The sequence below is a fragment of the Mycobacterium sp. NGS16 genome (assembly GCF_059813225.1).
Window position 1 is genome coordinate 1 of the sequence record NZ_JCALEE010000001.1, and the last position, 13087, is coordinate 13087.

The window sequence follows — 13087 nt, forward strand, 5'->3', positions numbered from 1 at the left end:
AGGCGGCAACGCTGCAAAATTCATCGGCTACTCCTCAAATCGCCGATATCCGAAGGTATTTTCGGCCGCACCGGCCGGGCAACTTCAGCGCCGAGACTCATACGAAACGCATATCTGCGCTTCTCCGATCGCCCTACCGCGGCGCGACATAGCCGACGGGGCCGGCGGCGATACACACCGACAGGGCCGCGGTATCGGCGCGTGCGGTGAGGCGGTAGCCGGCGCCGGGAAGCCGCACGTAGACCCGATTGAGTCCGGGGCGCACCCGCACCCGCACCTGGGGGCCGTCGGAGAGCGCCAGCGTCATCGACCCGTCGACGTTGGCCAGGTAGTTGATCTCGGCCGTCCAGTCGGCCGGCAGCAGCGGGCCATCGAGCCCCAGGGTGGCCGGCAGGTCCGGCTGCACCAGATACCCGCAGCGCGGCACCGGCCCGGGCACAATCGACCGAACCCAGGTCACCTGCGCGTCGGTCAGCGTCCCCGCGCTGGTGAGCATCCGTAACCGCGTTGTCGCCGAAGCGAACTCCGGCCGGTCACGCACCAGTGCGAACAGGTGACTGGCCAGGTTCTCCGGGTAGACGACGCGCTGCAGCACCAGCGGGTCGACCTCTTGATCGAGCAGTGGCGCATCCGAGTCGGCGCGGGCCGCGGACAGGGCCCCGCGGGCGTTCTGCAGATAGGAGCGGGCCGGGTCGTCGCGCCACCGGGCCAGGAACGTCACCGTCGAGTACAGGCTGCTGGCGGTGAAGGCCACCGCCAGGCCGGTCACCGCCACGGTGCGCAACGGCGAGGCGTTCAGCCACCGCGATGACTCCCGGTTGGGCGCACACAACCCGACCGCGGCCAGCATCGCCAGCACCACGACCAGGTCGGCCAGGTAGCGCAGGGTCTGCGCCAGTTCCAGCGCGGTGAACGCCGAGGAGCGCATCAGATAGATCGGCACCTGGCAGGCCGCGGCGTAGCCGGCCGCGACCAGCCACACCGGCATCAGCCGGTGCTTGCGCACCAGCGACACCGCCAACAGCCCCGCCAGCACCAGCCAGCCCAGCGTCATCACCAGCGGGCCCGGCAGCGCCCACGGCGAGGCCGGCGCCCACCGCGCCCACGTCCACGGGCCACCGGCCAGGCCCGGGACGATGCCGTGGGTGATCGAGCGCAGCAGCAGCTCGCGGGTCATGTGCAGGTCGAAGCTCCACCGCTTCTGGTTGACCACCGCCAGGTAGACCCCGATCCACGCCGCGGTCACCACCAGCGTCGCCGCCCACAGCCGGGCCCCGGCCCGCCAGGCCTGCGCGAGCGCGCCCCCCGGTCGCTCACCGGCCACATACCGCAGCAGCGCCGCCACGGTGAACGCCACGAACGGGATCACCGCGGCCTTCTCGAAGAACAGCAGACCGCCGGCGTAGGTCAGCGTGCCGGTGAGCGCGTAGCGCCGGTTTCCGGTGCGCGCCAACAGAATCGCGTCGGCGCACACCCAGGCCAGCGCCGACAGCATGGGCAGCGAGTTCAGGGCCGCCGCCCACCACGCGAACGCCGGCAGGCCCAGCGGGCAGAACAGCGCGAACGTCAGCGGGATCAGCAGCACCGGTCGCCAGCCCAGAATCACCCACAGCGCCCGCAGCAGCGCCAACGATGCCAGCAGCTGCAGCACCACCAGGCTGGCCGCCGGCGCCGCCCACTGCAACGGCCACACCCGGCTCAGCGCCCCGGCGACCAGATACGCTCCGGGCATCACGTGACCGTCGTGGTCGTCGAACAGATATGCCGGTGACCACAGGTCGTGGGTGCCGGCCCGGCCGATCAGGATCAGGTCGTCCCAGTAGAAGTAGCCGCCGAACGCCACCACCGCCCGGACCACCAGCTGCGCGCCGATCAGCGCCACCGCCACGAGTAAGACCCAGGGCGGGGCGGTCATCCGGGTGCGCATTGGTCTTTCTTACCTGCCGGTATGGTGGCCCGGTGCGAGCACTGGTCACCGGAGCAGCCGGATTCATCGGATCGACGCTGGTCGACCGCCTGCGGGCGGACGGGCACCCGGTGGTCGGGCTGGACAATTTCGCGACCGGGCGGGCGACCAACATCGAGCACCTGACCGGCGACGCCGACTTCAGCTTCGTCGAGGCCGACATCGTCACCGCCGACCTGGGTGAGCTGCTGGCGCGGTATCGCCCCGAGGTGATCTTTCACCTGGCCGCCCAGATCGACGTGCGCCATTCGGTGGCGGACCCACAGTTCGATGCCTCGGTGAATGTGCTCGGGACGATCCGGCTGGCCGAAGCGGCCCGCGCCGCCGGGGTTCGCAAGCTCGTGCACACCTCCTCGGGCGGGTCGATCTACGGCACCCCCCCGCGCTACCCGACCAGTGAAGACGAGCCCACCGACCCGGCGTCGCCGTACGCCGCCGGCAAGGTGGCCGGGGAGATCTACCTCAACACCTTCCGGCACCTCTACGGCCTGCAGTGTTCGCACATCGCGCCGGCCAACGTCTACGGCCCCCGCCAAGATCCGCACGGCGAGGCCGGCGTGGTGGCGATCTTCGCCCAGGCACTGCTCGAGGGCAGGCCCACCAAGGTCTTCGGGGACGGCTCCAACACCCGCGACTACGTGTTCGTCGACGACGTGGTGGACGCCTTCGTGCGAGCGGCCGGCCCGGACGGCGACGGGCAGCGGTTCAACGTCGGCACCGGGGTGGAAACCTCGGACCGGCAACTGCATTCGGCGGTGGCCGCCGCGGTCGGCGCACCCGACGACCCGGAGTTCCACCCGCCCCGGCTGGGCGACCTGAAGCGGTCCTGTCTGGACATCGACCGGGCGCGCCAGGTACTGGGTTGGCAGCCGCAGGTCGAGCTGGCCGACGGGGTGGCGCGCACGGTGGCATATTTCCGGCAGGTGAAGTCCGCCTGAACTTGTGTGGCATACTTCCTCGACGGAGGGGAGTATTCCTTCGCTGCAGTGTCGTCATCTCGTCGCCCGTCATCGGACGACCGGTGCTGTGGGCCGGTGATCGGCGGAAGAGACCTCCAGCGCATCAATGACGCTGGAGGCAATCCATGGACGTGTTCTCGATCGGCCGTGTCGGTCTGGACGCCGTCGGCTCGGCGGCAACGTCGGTTCTGGGGGCCAGCCTCGACCTCGCCGCCATCCCCTTGCGCGAAGGCGCCAAAATCCTGGCCGGCGAACGCTCCGACCTGACCAGCCGGCGTAGCTGGCGCGGTGCCGGCCGTGCCTGGATCGAAGTCCGCGGGCTCGATGAGCAGGGCGGTCACGGAGATCTCGGGGCCGCGGTGGTGGAAGCCTTGCAGGACCGGCCCGGAGTCACCTCGGTGCGGCTGAACCGTCCGCTGTCGCGGGTGGTCGTCGGGATCGACGACGAGAATGGCCAGGCGACATCGCTGGCCGACCTGTGCGCCGCAGTGGAGGCCGTCGAGCGGGGCGCCGAGCTGAGCGCGACCGAGACCGCGGCACTGCCGGGCGACGGGCTGCTGCTGGCCGCCAAGGGCGCGATGGTCGGCGCCAACGCCGTGGGACTGGCGATCGCGACCGCGGGCAGTGTGCTGCGCTGGCCGGCCGCGCCGAAGATCTTCGATGCCGCGGCGTCGGTGGCCCGCTACCAGCCGCTGGTCCGGAACCTGTTGGAAAGCCGGATCGGGCCGGCAAAGACCGACACGGTGCTCTCGCTGGCCTCGCTCGGCTCGCACGTCATCACCATGTCCCCGGCGATCCTCGCGGTGGACCTGATGGTGGAGGGCCTCAAGGCCGCCGAGTCGCGCGCCGGCGCGTTGGCGTGGAGCCGCTACGAGCCCGAGCTGGCCCGCTATGCCGACCACCCCGAGGTGTATGCCGCTCAACGGCCGATCCCGCGGCCGGACGGCGCGGTCGAACGCCACATGAAACGCACGGCGCTGGCCCAGGTGGTCGGGGCCGGTGTGGTGGGCGCGCTCACCCGCAACCTGGACATGACCTCCAGTGCGATCCTGGCGGCTTCACCAAAAGCGGTGCGCACCAGCTGCGAGTCGTTCGCGGCGACCCTGGGCCAGGGGCTGGCCGACGCGCACGGGGCGCTGCCGCTGCGGCCGGAGGCCCTGCGCCGACTCGACAAGATCGACACGGTGCTCATCGACCCGCGGGTGCTGGCCGGTGAACAGCGCCGGGTGATGCAGATCCGCGGCGCCGGCGAACACGAGCTGCCGCTGGCCTGGCGCCACGCGCAGAGCCTGCTCGACAAGCCGGGCCTGCGCCCGGGCTGGCACCGGGTACCGCGCATGAGCTCCCGTCGCACGGACGCGGTAGAGGCGCTCATTCTGCCGGCGCACCACGCGCTGGCCTCGGCGGTGGTGCTCGAAGCGCGGGCTTCTGGAGCAGAACTGGTCACGGTGGACACCGACATCCTCGGCGAGCTGCGCCCCGGCTTCGACGACATCCGGCCCGCCGACGGCGGCCTCGACGCGGCGTTGGCCGCGGCGGTCACCGACCTGCAGCAGGCCGGTCGCACCGTCGCGGTGCTGTCCTGCGCTGCGGCGCAGGCGCTGGCGTCGGCCGACGTGGCGCTGGGTGTCATGCCGGAGGCCGACGCAGACACCGCACCCCCCTTCTACGCAGATCTGCTGCTGGCCGACCTGGCCGGCGCATGGCAGGTGCTGCGTGCGCTCCCGGCGGCGCGGGAGGCCAGCGAGCGCGGTGTCGCGATCTCGATCGGCGCCTCCACGATCGCCGGGCTGCTGCTGGTTCGCGGCGTCCGGGCGACGATTCCCGGTCTGGGGGCCGGGCAAGGCCGCGGTCCTGGCCCGGTGACCGTCGGCGCAGGCGCCGGCATGCTGTCGGGATATCTGCTCGCTCGACGGGTGCTGCGCGCTCAGGCGCCCAAGCCCGCCCCGGCCTACGAGTGGCACGCCATGTCGGTCGAGCAGGTGCGCGAACTGCTGACCCCGGAGCAGCTGATACCGCTTACTGAGCGGGCACCGGCCGAGACGGCGTCGCAGGGCATGTTCTGGCCGTTTGTGCACGCCGTGCGCGCCGAATTGTCGGACCCGATGACCCCGATCCTGGCGCTGTGTTCGGCGGCGACCGCCATGTTGGGTTCGCCGATCGACGCCGTCATGGTCGGCACGGTGCTCACCGGCAACGCCATGCTGGCGGCCTACCAGCGGCTGCGGGCCGAGAGCCGGTTGAACATCCTGCTGGCCCAGCAGGCCCCGCCGGCCCGTGTCGTGCTGACCGGTGCCGACGGCACGCGGCACTACCACGAGATCGTCGCCGAACAACTGCTGCCCGGTGACGTGATCGAGGTGCGCAGCAACGAGGTGGTACCCGCCGACGCCCGCCTGATCGAGGAGACCGACGTCGAGGTCGACGAGTCGTCGCTGACCGGCGAATCGCTGTCGGTCGGCAAGCAGCTCGAACCCACGCCGGGCGCCGAACTGGCCGAGCGCAGCTCCATGCTCTATGCGGGCACCACCGTGATCGCCGGGAAGGCGCTGGCCATGGTGACCGCCGTGGGCGCCGACACCCAGACCCGCCGGGCCTCCGAACTGGCCTCCGGGGAGCTACCCGAGGTCGGCTTGCAGCACCACCTGTCGCAGCTGATGTACCGGACCTTCCCGGTCAGTGCCGCCGGCGGTGTGGCGGTCGGCGCGCTGGGCCTGCTGCGCCAGGGCGGACTGCGTCAGGCGCTGGGCAATGCGATCGCGGTGGCGATCGCCGCGGTCCCGGAGGGGATGCCGCTGATGGCGACCCTGGCTCAGCACTCGTCGTCGCAGCGGCTGAGCAAATCCGGTGCGCTGGTGCGGATCCCGCGCTCGGTGGAGGCGCTCGGCCGGGTCGACGTGGTGTGCTTCGACAAGACTGGAACGCTGTCGGAGAACCGGCTGCGGGTCACCACGGTACGCCCGCTGCCCGGGTATTCCGCCGATGACGTGCTCGGCACCGCGGCGCAGGCGGCACCGGCACCCGACGGCGCGGCGCACGCGCACGCCACCGACCAGGCCATTGTCGAGGGCGCGGCGGCCGCGCCCGGCGCCCGCAGCTGGATCGAACCCGACGCTCACCTGCCGTTCCGGTCGGGCCGGGCGTTCTCAGCCTCCGTGCTGGGAACGGAGCTGCTAGTCAAGGGCGCACCGGAGGTGGTGCTGGCGGCTTGCGGCAACGCCGGTGGGGAGGCGCAGCAGCAGGTGGCAGCGATGGCGGCCCAGGGTCTGCGGGTGATCGCGGTGGCGCAGGGCACGCTGACCGCCGCGCAGGCGCGCACGGTCGTGGCGGAGTCCGAGCGAATCGTCGAGGTGGCCGGTTCGGGGTTGACGCTGATCGGCTTCCTCGGCTTGGCCGACACCCCCCGGGCCGATGCCCCGCAGCTGCTGGCCGATCTGGCTGCCCGCGGGGTGGACATCCGGATGATCACCGGCGACCACCCGATCACGGCGACCGCGATCGCCGCCGAGATGGGTGTCACCGTCGACGCCGAGCAGGTCATCACCGGCTCGGAGTGGAATGCATTGGACCGCAAGGAACAAGAGCGTGTGGTCTGCGAGCGGGTGATCTTCGCCCGGATGTCGCCGGAGAACAAAGTGCAGATCGTCCAGACCCTCGAGCGCGCCGGCCGAGTGTCGGCGATGGTGGGTGACGGCGCCAATGACGCCGCCGCGATTCGCGCCGCGACCGTCGGGCTCGGTGTCGTCGCCCACGGCAGCGACTCGGCGCACGCCACCGCCGACGTGGTGCTCACCGACGGCAAGATCGGGGCGCTGATCGATGCGATCGACGAGGGCCGCCGGCTGTGGAACGGCGTGCAGCGGGCGATCTCGGGGCTGCTCGGTGGCAATGCCGGCGAAGTGATCTTCTCGGTCATCGGCACGGCGGTCACCGGCAACTCGCCGCTGAACACCCGGCAGCTGCTGCTGATGAACACGTTGACCGACGCGTTGCCGGCCACCGCGGTTGCGGTCAGCACCCCGGCGGGCCCGATCGGCGGCGCGGTCCGCGGTCTCGACGAGCGGAAACTCTGGCGTGCCGTGGCGTTCCGTGGCGGGGTCACGGCGGCTGCGGGCACCGCCGCCTGGGGAATGGCCTCGGTGACCGGCACGCCGCAGCGGGCCTCCACGGTGGCGCTGATCTCGTTGGTCTCCACCGAACTGGGCCAAACCGTGGTCGATTCCCGGGCGCCGCTGGTGCTGCTCACCGCGGCCGGGTCGTTCGCGGTGTTCGCCGCGATCGTCACCACCCCGGGCGTCAGCCAGCTGCTCGGCTGCACGCCGGTCGGCCCGATCGGTTGGGCACAGGCTCTGGGCACGGCCGCGGCGGCCACCGCCGCGGTGGCCGTGGCGAGCCGGTGGACGACGCACGCGACCGACACCCCGGCGCAGGCTTCCCTCGAGGCCCCCGTCACGCAGCTGGCAGCGGCCCCCGCGCAGAAGACCGCGACGAAGGCTGCCGCAAAGAAGGCTCCGGCCAAGAAAGCCACCCCGAAGAAGACCCCGGCCAAAAAGACCCCGGCTCAAAAGACCCCGGCTCAAAAGACCCCGGCCAAGAAGACCCCGGACAAGAAAGCCACGGCGAAGACCGCCGCCAAGAAGCCGAAACTGGAAGTGGTGCGCTGAGGCGCGCCTCGTCACCGAATCAGCCGGCCGGGCGCAGCGGCCGCAGATCGGCGTCCGGGTACCTCGGCGCGGCATGGTGCACCTCCAGCACGCCGGCGCGCCACAGCAGGGCGTACAACTCGATGACCGGCACGGTCAGGAGCTGTGCGGTGACTTCGACCAGTGGATCCGCCAGGATTTCGGTCGCCTTCATGAGCCCCAGAGTGACGGCTGCAGCAGGACGGCGGGCAAACCGATTGTTACGGGTCGGCCAACTGCCGCCGAATTACTGTGATTCAGGCGGTTCCTGCGGCGGTTGGGCGTCGGCCAGCGCCACCACCCGGGCCAGCCGGGCGAAGCGCAGTTCCAGGTCGCGGAACCGCATGTAGGTGCTCAAGGTGGTGAACGCGAACGCGATGATCAGGACATAGAGCATCAGGTCGGTGCCGCGGCGCACCCCGACCCAGTTGGCCACCACGGTGGTGTCGTCCGGGCGCAGCACCGCATAGATGCCGGCGACCACGAACACCAGGTAACCGACCTTCACCCAGGCCCGGGACTGCGCGGACCGCCGTGACAGCAGCAGGTAGATCAACAGTGCGATCACCGCGGCGATCAGCAGCACCTTGATCCAGTTCATCGCGACATCCTCTTGCGCAGCATTCCGTCGAACATGATGTTGACGCCGTTGAGCAGCGGCTGGCCCTTCGACTTGGAGTAGTCGGTGTAGAGCACTTCGACCGGCTCTTCGCCGACCCGCCAACCGTTTTCGGCGATCAGCGCGATGAACTCCCCGGCGTGGCTCATCCCGGTCATGGTCAGGTCGAGCCGGTCGGCGACTCGCCGGTTGAACACCCGCAGGCCGTTGTGGGCGTCGGAGAGCCCCAGCCGGCGGATCCTCGGATTCAGCAACACCGCGGTCTGCAACACCAGGCGTTTGAGTGGCGGGACCGCGCTGGCTGCCTGGGGTGCGGCGAACCGGCTGCCGATCACGATGTCGAGGTCCGCGGTGTCGAGACGCTCGATCATGCGCACCACGTCGGCGACCTGGTGCTGGCCGTCGGCGTCGAAGGTGGCGAACAGCCGGGCGCTGGGTTGCCGGCGGGCGAATTCCACCCCGGTCTGGATGGCCGCGCCCTGACCGAGATTGACCGGATGGCGCACGACGTAGGCGCCGGCGCGCCGGGCGATCGCGGCGGTGTCGTCGGTGCTGCCGTCATCCACGCAGACCACCGACGAGAAAACCGACCGGATGCCGGCGATCACGTCGCCGATGACGGCTGCCTCACCGAAGGCCGGGACGATGATCCAGACGTCGGGGTAACGGCTGGTTGACCTGGTATCGATGCCTAAAAAATACACGTGGGCACGCCTGCACCGGCGTAGCCGGGCCGTGCCGCGACTCAGGGAGCCGCGCGCAGCGCGGTCAGATGCACACCGATTCCCACCAGCGGTCCGCACAGCAGCGCGACCACGGTTCGAGTCGACAGGTCCAGCGGCAGCAGCAACAGCAGCGTGGATGCCACCGTCGCGCCCACCCAGCCCAGCGCGTAAGCGCGGTGCAGCGCCGCGGCCACTGTTGCCGCACCCGTGAGCGTCAACAACGCGATCGCGGTCGCCCCGGCGGTCAGGCCGGCCAGCAGCAGTCCGCCGGTGGTGTAGTCCGCGCCGAACACCGTGCGCAGCAGCCACGGACCGACCAGACCGGCGGCCACCGCGCCGGCGGCGCCCAGCGCGGCGATGGTGATCGCCGGCGTGCTCAGCGCCCGTAGCCGCCGCCCGCGCTGATCGACGAAGTGCGCGATCAGGTTGCCCTGCAAGGCGGTCAGCGGCACCAGCAGCGGTGCCCGTGTCACGGTCACCGCCAGGATCACCACGCCGCCCTCGGCGCCCAGTTCGCCGGAGGTGGCCTGCAACAGCACCGGAAAACCCATCACCAGGATCGCGCTGGCGCCGGCCGCGGTGATCGAATGCGCCGCTCCGCGCAGGAAGTCCGCGGTGCCGACCGGGGTCAGCAGCCGCGCTGCCGACCGGGCCGCGGCAGAGGTGGCCAGCAGCAGCAGCCAGGCCACCGCGCCGGCGACGGTGGCCCACAAGAACCCGATCAGACCCCAGCCGATGACGAACGTCGCGGCGGCGACCGCCACCCGGATCGCCGCGTCGGTCACCATCAACGCCCCGTACTGGGTCCACCGGTTGGTGCCGGCCAGCGTGCCGAGCAGGGTGGCGTGCACGGCGAAGTTGGCCAGCCCGAAGCACAGCAGCCCCACCGATAGCCAGCGCGCCTCGACGAACACATGGTTGCTCCACAGCGGCGAGCTCCCGGCGACCAGCCCGGCCGCGACCACGCCGGCCAGCCCGGCCACCCACAGCGGCCGGGTGTGCCGCGCCGAGGGTCCGACGTCCCGGGCGAAGCGGACCTCCCGGGTGGTTTCCTGCAACAGGCCATTGGCGGCGCCGGCGACCAGGCCGAAGGCCCCCCAGAACACGCTGAACACCGAGAAGCCGGCCGGGTCCAGGTCGCGTGCCGCCAGGTACAGCACGGCGTAGCCGCACAGGGCGCTGAGCAGTGTCGCGGTGCCGACCCGGGCCACACTGGCGCGGGTGACGGGGCCGGCGGGCAGCCCGCTGGGGACTCCGGTACCCCCGATATCGGTCACCACGGCGAAAATACTAAGCGGGGTGCGGGGTACGGTCGGACGTCCCTTGAATCCAGGTGGCCCCAGCCCCACCGACAACGCTCAACGACGGGAGGCCCACCAGTGGACCCGTCGCTGTTGGAATGGCTGGTGACGTTCGCGGGGCTGGCCGCGGTACTCGGATTCGACTTGTTCCTGGTCGCCCGCCGGGTCCATGAGCCGTCGATCCGCGAGGTCGCGACCCGGCTGACGTTCTACATCAGCCTCGCAGTGGCGTTCGGCGTCTGGGTGTGGTGGTACCACGGCGCGAAGTACGGCATGCAGTTCTTCGCCGGCTGGCTCACCGAGTACAGCCTGTCGGTGGACAATCTGTTCGTCTTCGTGATCATCATCAACAGCTTCAACGTGCCCAGGAAGTACCGGCAGGAAGCGCTGTTCGTCGGCATCGTGCTGGCGCTGTCGTTTCGGGCGGTGTTCATCGCGCTGGGCGGGGTGGCCGTGCAACGGTTGTCCTGGACGTTCTATCTGTTCGGCGCGTTCATGGCCTATACCGCGATCAAATTGCTCCGCCACGGCGATCACGGCGGCGGCGACCACGGCGGCGGGGGAGAGGGCGGCAACAACTTCGTGGTGCGGTTCGCCCGCACCCACTTCAACGCCACCGACCGCTGGGCCGGGGTGCGGTTCTTCGTCCGGGACTCCAGCGGGTCCTGGGCCGTCACCCCGATGTTCCTGGTGGCGCTGGCGCTGGGCACCACCGATCTGGTGTTCGCGATGGACTCCATTCCGGCCATCTACGGCCTGACCCGCCAGCCGTATCTGGTGTTCACCGCCAACGTATTCGCCCTGATGGGGCTGCGCCAGCTCTACTTCATCCTCGGCAAGCTGCTGAACCGGTTCGTGTATCTGTCCAAGGGCCTGGCCCTGATCCTGGGGTTCATCGGGGTGCGGATGGTGTTGCACGCGCTGCGCACCAACGAGGTGTGGTTCATCCACGGCGGCCGCAACTTCAACGTCCCGGAGATCCCCACACCGGCGAGTCTGGCGGTCATCGTGGCCGTCCTGGTGCTGACGACCGCGGCCAGCTTGTACCGGACCCGCGGAATTCAGGCCAGCTCGTCACCGGAGTGAGAAGACCGGGAGCGAGGGCGCCGCACGACGCAGGTCGTCATCGCTGGACTGCGGTGTCAGTCCCGCCATGTGCCCTTTGACCTGCCAGTACCACCGTTGCAGGTAGGCGCGCAGCAACGCCGGCTTGACGTCGTCGGCGACTTCGGTGGCCCGGGCCAGGGTGGGACGCCACCGCGGTCCGAGCTGCACCTGGCCGGCGGCCCGCAGATTACGGACCCACTCGGTGTCGCCGCGCGGCGCGACGAGGTAGTCCACCCCGTCGACGGTCAACACGTTGACCACGACGCCGCGGCGCTTTCCGGTCTTGCGGCCGCGGACGGCGAGCGCGCGGGTGCCGGCGATGCTGATGCCCGCTTCGGCGAGCCGGCGGATGATCGCGTTGGCGAATCGGGCCGGGGCGCTCGGCGGGGCGTATCGGATGGTCATCTCCGGTCCCTCCGTTATGAGAGCAGTGCTCTCGTTTGACCGTGATCCTGACACGGCCGGCCGGCAAAAACAAGAGCAGTGCTCGCGAATCTGGCAGACTCGCCCGGTGGGCAAACGACAGGAGTCGCGGGAGCGAATCGAGGCGCAGATCATCGAGGTCGGGCGACGCCATCTGTTGACCCACGGGGCGGCGGGGCTGTCACTGCGTGCCGTCGCGCGCGAGGTGGGCCTGGTCTCGTCGGCGGTCTACCGCTACGTGAGCAGTCGCGACGAGTTGCTCACGCTGCTGCTGGTGGACGCCTATTCCGATCTGGCCGACACGGTCGACGCCGCCCGCACCTCGGCGACGGCGCCGTCGTGGCACGACGACATCGTCGCGATCGCCCACGCCGCGCGGGACTGGGCGCTGGAGCATCCGGCCCGCTGGGCGTTGCTGTACGGCAGCCCGGTTCCGGGTTATCACGCGCCGGCTGAACGCACCGTCGCCCCGGGCACCCGAGTCGTACGCGCGTTCTTCGACGCGGTCGCCGACGGCATCACCGCCGGAGCGATCGCCTCGGCGAACCGCGTTGCGGCGCAACCGTTGTCAGCGGATTTCGGCCGGGTTCGCGAGGAATTCAGCTTCGCCGGCGACGACGCGGTCGTCGCGAAATGCTTCCTGCTGTGGGCCGCCGTAGTCGGCGCGATCAGCCTGGAAGTGTTCGGCGGGTACGGCGCCGACACGCTGACGCAACCGCGGGCGGTGTTCGACGCCCAGCTCGGTCTGCTGCTGCAGGTGTTCGCCCGGCGCCCGGATTAAGCGCTGAACCGCCGGATCAGTGACCCGAAGTCTTGAACCGTTCGATCGAACGGGAGACCTCGGCTTCGGCCTCGGCGCGGCCCACCCAGTCGGCGGCCTTGACGAACTTGCCCGGCTCGAGGTCCTTGTAGTGCACGAAGAAGTGCTTGATCGCGTCCAGTTCGTGCGACGCAACGTCGCCGATGTCGGCGATGTGGTCCCAGCGGTGGTCACCGGCCGGCACGCACAGCACCTTGTCGTCGCCGCCGGCCTCGTCGGTCATCCGGAACATGCCGACCGGGCGCGCCTCGACGATCACCCCGGGGAACACCGACTGGGGCAGCAGCACCATGGCGTCCAGCGGGTCGCCGTCCTCGCCGAGGGTGTCCTCGATGAAGCCGTAGTCGGTGGGGTAGCCCATCGGCGTGTACAGGTAGCGGTCGAGTTTGACCCGCCCGGTGGCGTGGTCGACCTCGTACTTGTTGCGCTGGCCCTTGGGGATTTCGATGGTCACGTCGAATTGCACGCCGCACAGTCTAGAGCGG

At 70.4% G+C, this 13087-nt stretch carries 11 protein-coding genes; 4 read left to right on the forward strand and 7 right to left on the reverse strand.

Features of this window, described 5'->3' with window-relative positions; genetic code table 11:
- Window positions 1-133: 133 nt before the first annotated feature.
- Window positions 134-1915 (reverse strand): hypothetical protein, encoded by a 1782-nt coding sequence (locus AC5Y4Q_RS00005; protein WP_499957433.1) that lies wholly within the window; start codon window positions 1913-1915, stop codon window positions 134-136.
- 44 nt (window positions 1916-1959) lie between these two features.
- Here AC5Y4Q_RS00005 and AC5Y4Q_RS00010 point away from each other — a divergent pair, with 44 nt between their 5' ends.
- Entirely contained in the window at window positions 1960-2904 is a 945-nt protein-coding gene (locus AC5Y4Q_RS00010; protein WP_125225866.1) for an NAD-dependent epimerase/dehydratase family protein, read from the forward strand.
- 146 nt (window positions 2905-3050) lie between these two features.
- Window positions 3051-7589, forward strand: a complete 4539-nt coding sequence (locus AC5Y4Q_RS00015) for a cation-translocating P-type ATPase (RefSeq protein WP_499957437.1) — start codon at window positions 3051-3053, stop codon at window positions 7587-7589.
- Window positions 7590-7608: 19 nt separating this feature from the next.
- Here AC5Y4Q_RS00015 and AC5Y4Q_RS00020 read toward each other — a convergent pair whose 3' ends face one another.
- The 4 genes from AC5Y4Q_RS00020 to AC5Y4Q_RS00035 all read right to left on the reverse strand — a co-directional run bounded on the left by AC5Y4Q_RS00020 (window position 7609) and on the right by AC5Y4Q_RS00035 (window position 10228).
- Window positions 7609-7782: an Rv1535 domain-containing protein gene (locus AC5Y4Q_RS00020; protein ID WP_165604299.1), complete on the reverse strand. Its 174-nt coding sequence runs from the start codon at window positions 7780-7782 to the stop codon at window positions 7609-7611.
- A 72-nt stretch (window positions 7783-7854) separates the two neighbouring features.
- Window positions 7855-8208, reverse strand: a complete 354-nt coding sequence (locus tag AC5Y4Q_RS00025; RefSeq protein ID WP_064924452.1) for a DUF2304 domain-containing protein — start codon at window positions 8206-8208, stop codon at window positions 7855-7857.
- Window positions 8205-8930 carry a polyprenyl-phospho-N-acetylgalactosaminyl synthase PpgS gene (gene ppgS, locus AC5Y4Q_RS00030; RefSeq protein ID WP_065019025.1) on the reverse strand — a complete coding sequence of 242 codons (726 nt, stop codon included), beginning with the start codon at window positions 8928-8930 and terminating at the stop codon, window positions 8205-8207. Before ppgS ends, AC5Y4Q_RS00025 begins: the two co-directional genes overlap by 4 nt.
- Window positions 8931-8971: 41 nt before the next feature.
- Window positions 8972-10228, reverse strand: a complete 1257-nt coding sequence (locus tag AC5Y4Q_RS00035; protein WP_064924455.1) for an MATE family efflux transporter — start codon at window positions 10226-10228, stop codon at window positions 8972-8974.
- 102 nt (window positions 10229-10330) lie between these two features.
- On the opposite strand from AC5Y4Q_RS00035, the gene AC5Y4Q_RS00040 reads away from it, so the two are divergent.
- Complete coding sequence (locus tag AC5Y4Q_RS00040) at window positions 10331-11338, forward strand: TerC/Alx family metal homeostasis membrane protein (protein WP_064924450.1); 1008 nt, start codon at window positions 10331-10333, stop codon at window positions 11336-11338.
- On the opposite strand, the gene AC5Y4Q_RS00045 is transcribed toward AC5Y4Q_RS00040, so the two are convergent.
- Window positions 11327-11764, reverse strand: a complete 438-nt coding sequence (locus tag AC5Y4Q_RS00045; protein WP_125225863.1) for a nitroreductase/quinone reductase family protein — start codon at window positions 11762-11764, stop codon at window positions 11327-11329. The genes AC5Y4Q_RS00040 and AC5Y4Q_RS00045 overlap by 12 nt on opposite strands.
- A 106-nt stretch (window positions 11765-11870) precedes the next feature.
- On the opposite strand from AC5Y4Q_RS00045, the gene AC5Y4Q_RS00050 reads away from it, so the two are divergent.
- On the forward strand, window positions 11871-12563 hold the full coding sequence (locus tag AC5Y4Q_RS00050) for a TetR/AcrR family transcriptional regulator (RefSeq protein WP_065019028.1): 693 nt from the start codon (window positions 11871-11873) through the stop codon (window positions 12561-12563).
- Between the two features lie 16 nt (window positions 12564-12579).
- Here the strand turns inward: AC5Y4Q_RS00050 and AC5Y4Q_RS00055 are convergent, their stop codons facing one another.
- The gene (locus AC5Y4Q_RS00055) at window positions 12580-13068 is read right to left on the reverse strand and encodes an inorganic diphosphatase (protein WP_064924447.1); all 489 of its coding nucleotides are present in this window, start codon (window positions 13066-13068) and stop codon (window positions 12580-12582) included.
- Between the last annotated feature and the right edge of the window lie 19 nt (window positions 13069-13087).

Bases quoted from the DNA above. Each gene is read 5' to 3' on its own strand.
- AC5Y4Q_RS00005 (WP_499957433.1), bottom strand. From the start codon at position 1,915: ATGACCGCCCCGCCCTGGGTCTTACTCGTGGCGGTGGCGCTGATCGGC.
- AC5Y4Q_RS00015 (WP_499957437.1), top strand. From the start codon at position 3,051: ATGGACGTGTTCTCGATCGGCCGTGTCGGTCTGGACGCCGTCGGCTCG.
- AC5Y4Q_RS00020 (WP_165604299.1), bottom strand. From the start codon at position 7,782: ATGAAGGCGACCGAAATCCTGGCGGATCCACTGGTCGAAGTCACCGCA.
- AC5Y4Q_RS00025 (WP_064924452.1), bottom strand. From the start codon at position 8,208: ATGAACTGGATCAAGGTGCTGCTGATCGCCGCGGTGATCGCACTGTTG.
- AC5Y4Q_RS00045 (WP_125225863.1), bottom strand. From the start codon at position 11,764: ATGACCATCCGATACGCCCCGCCGAGCGCCCCGGCCCGATTCGCCAAC.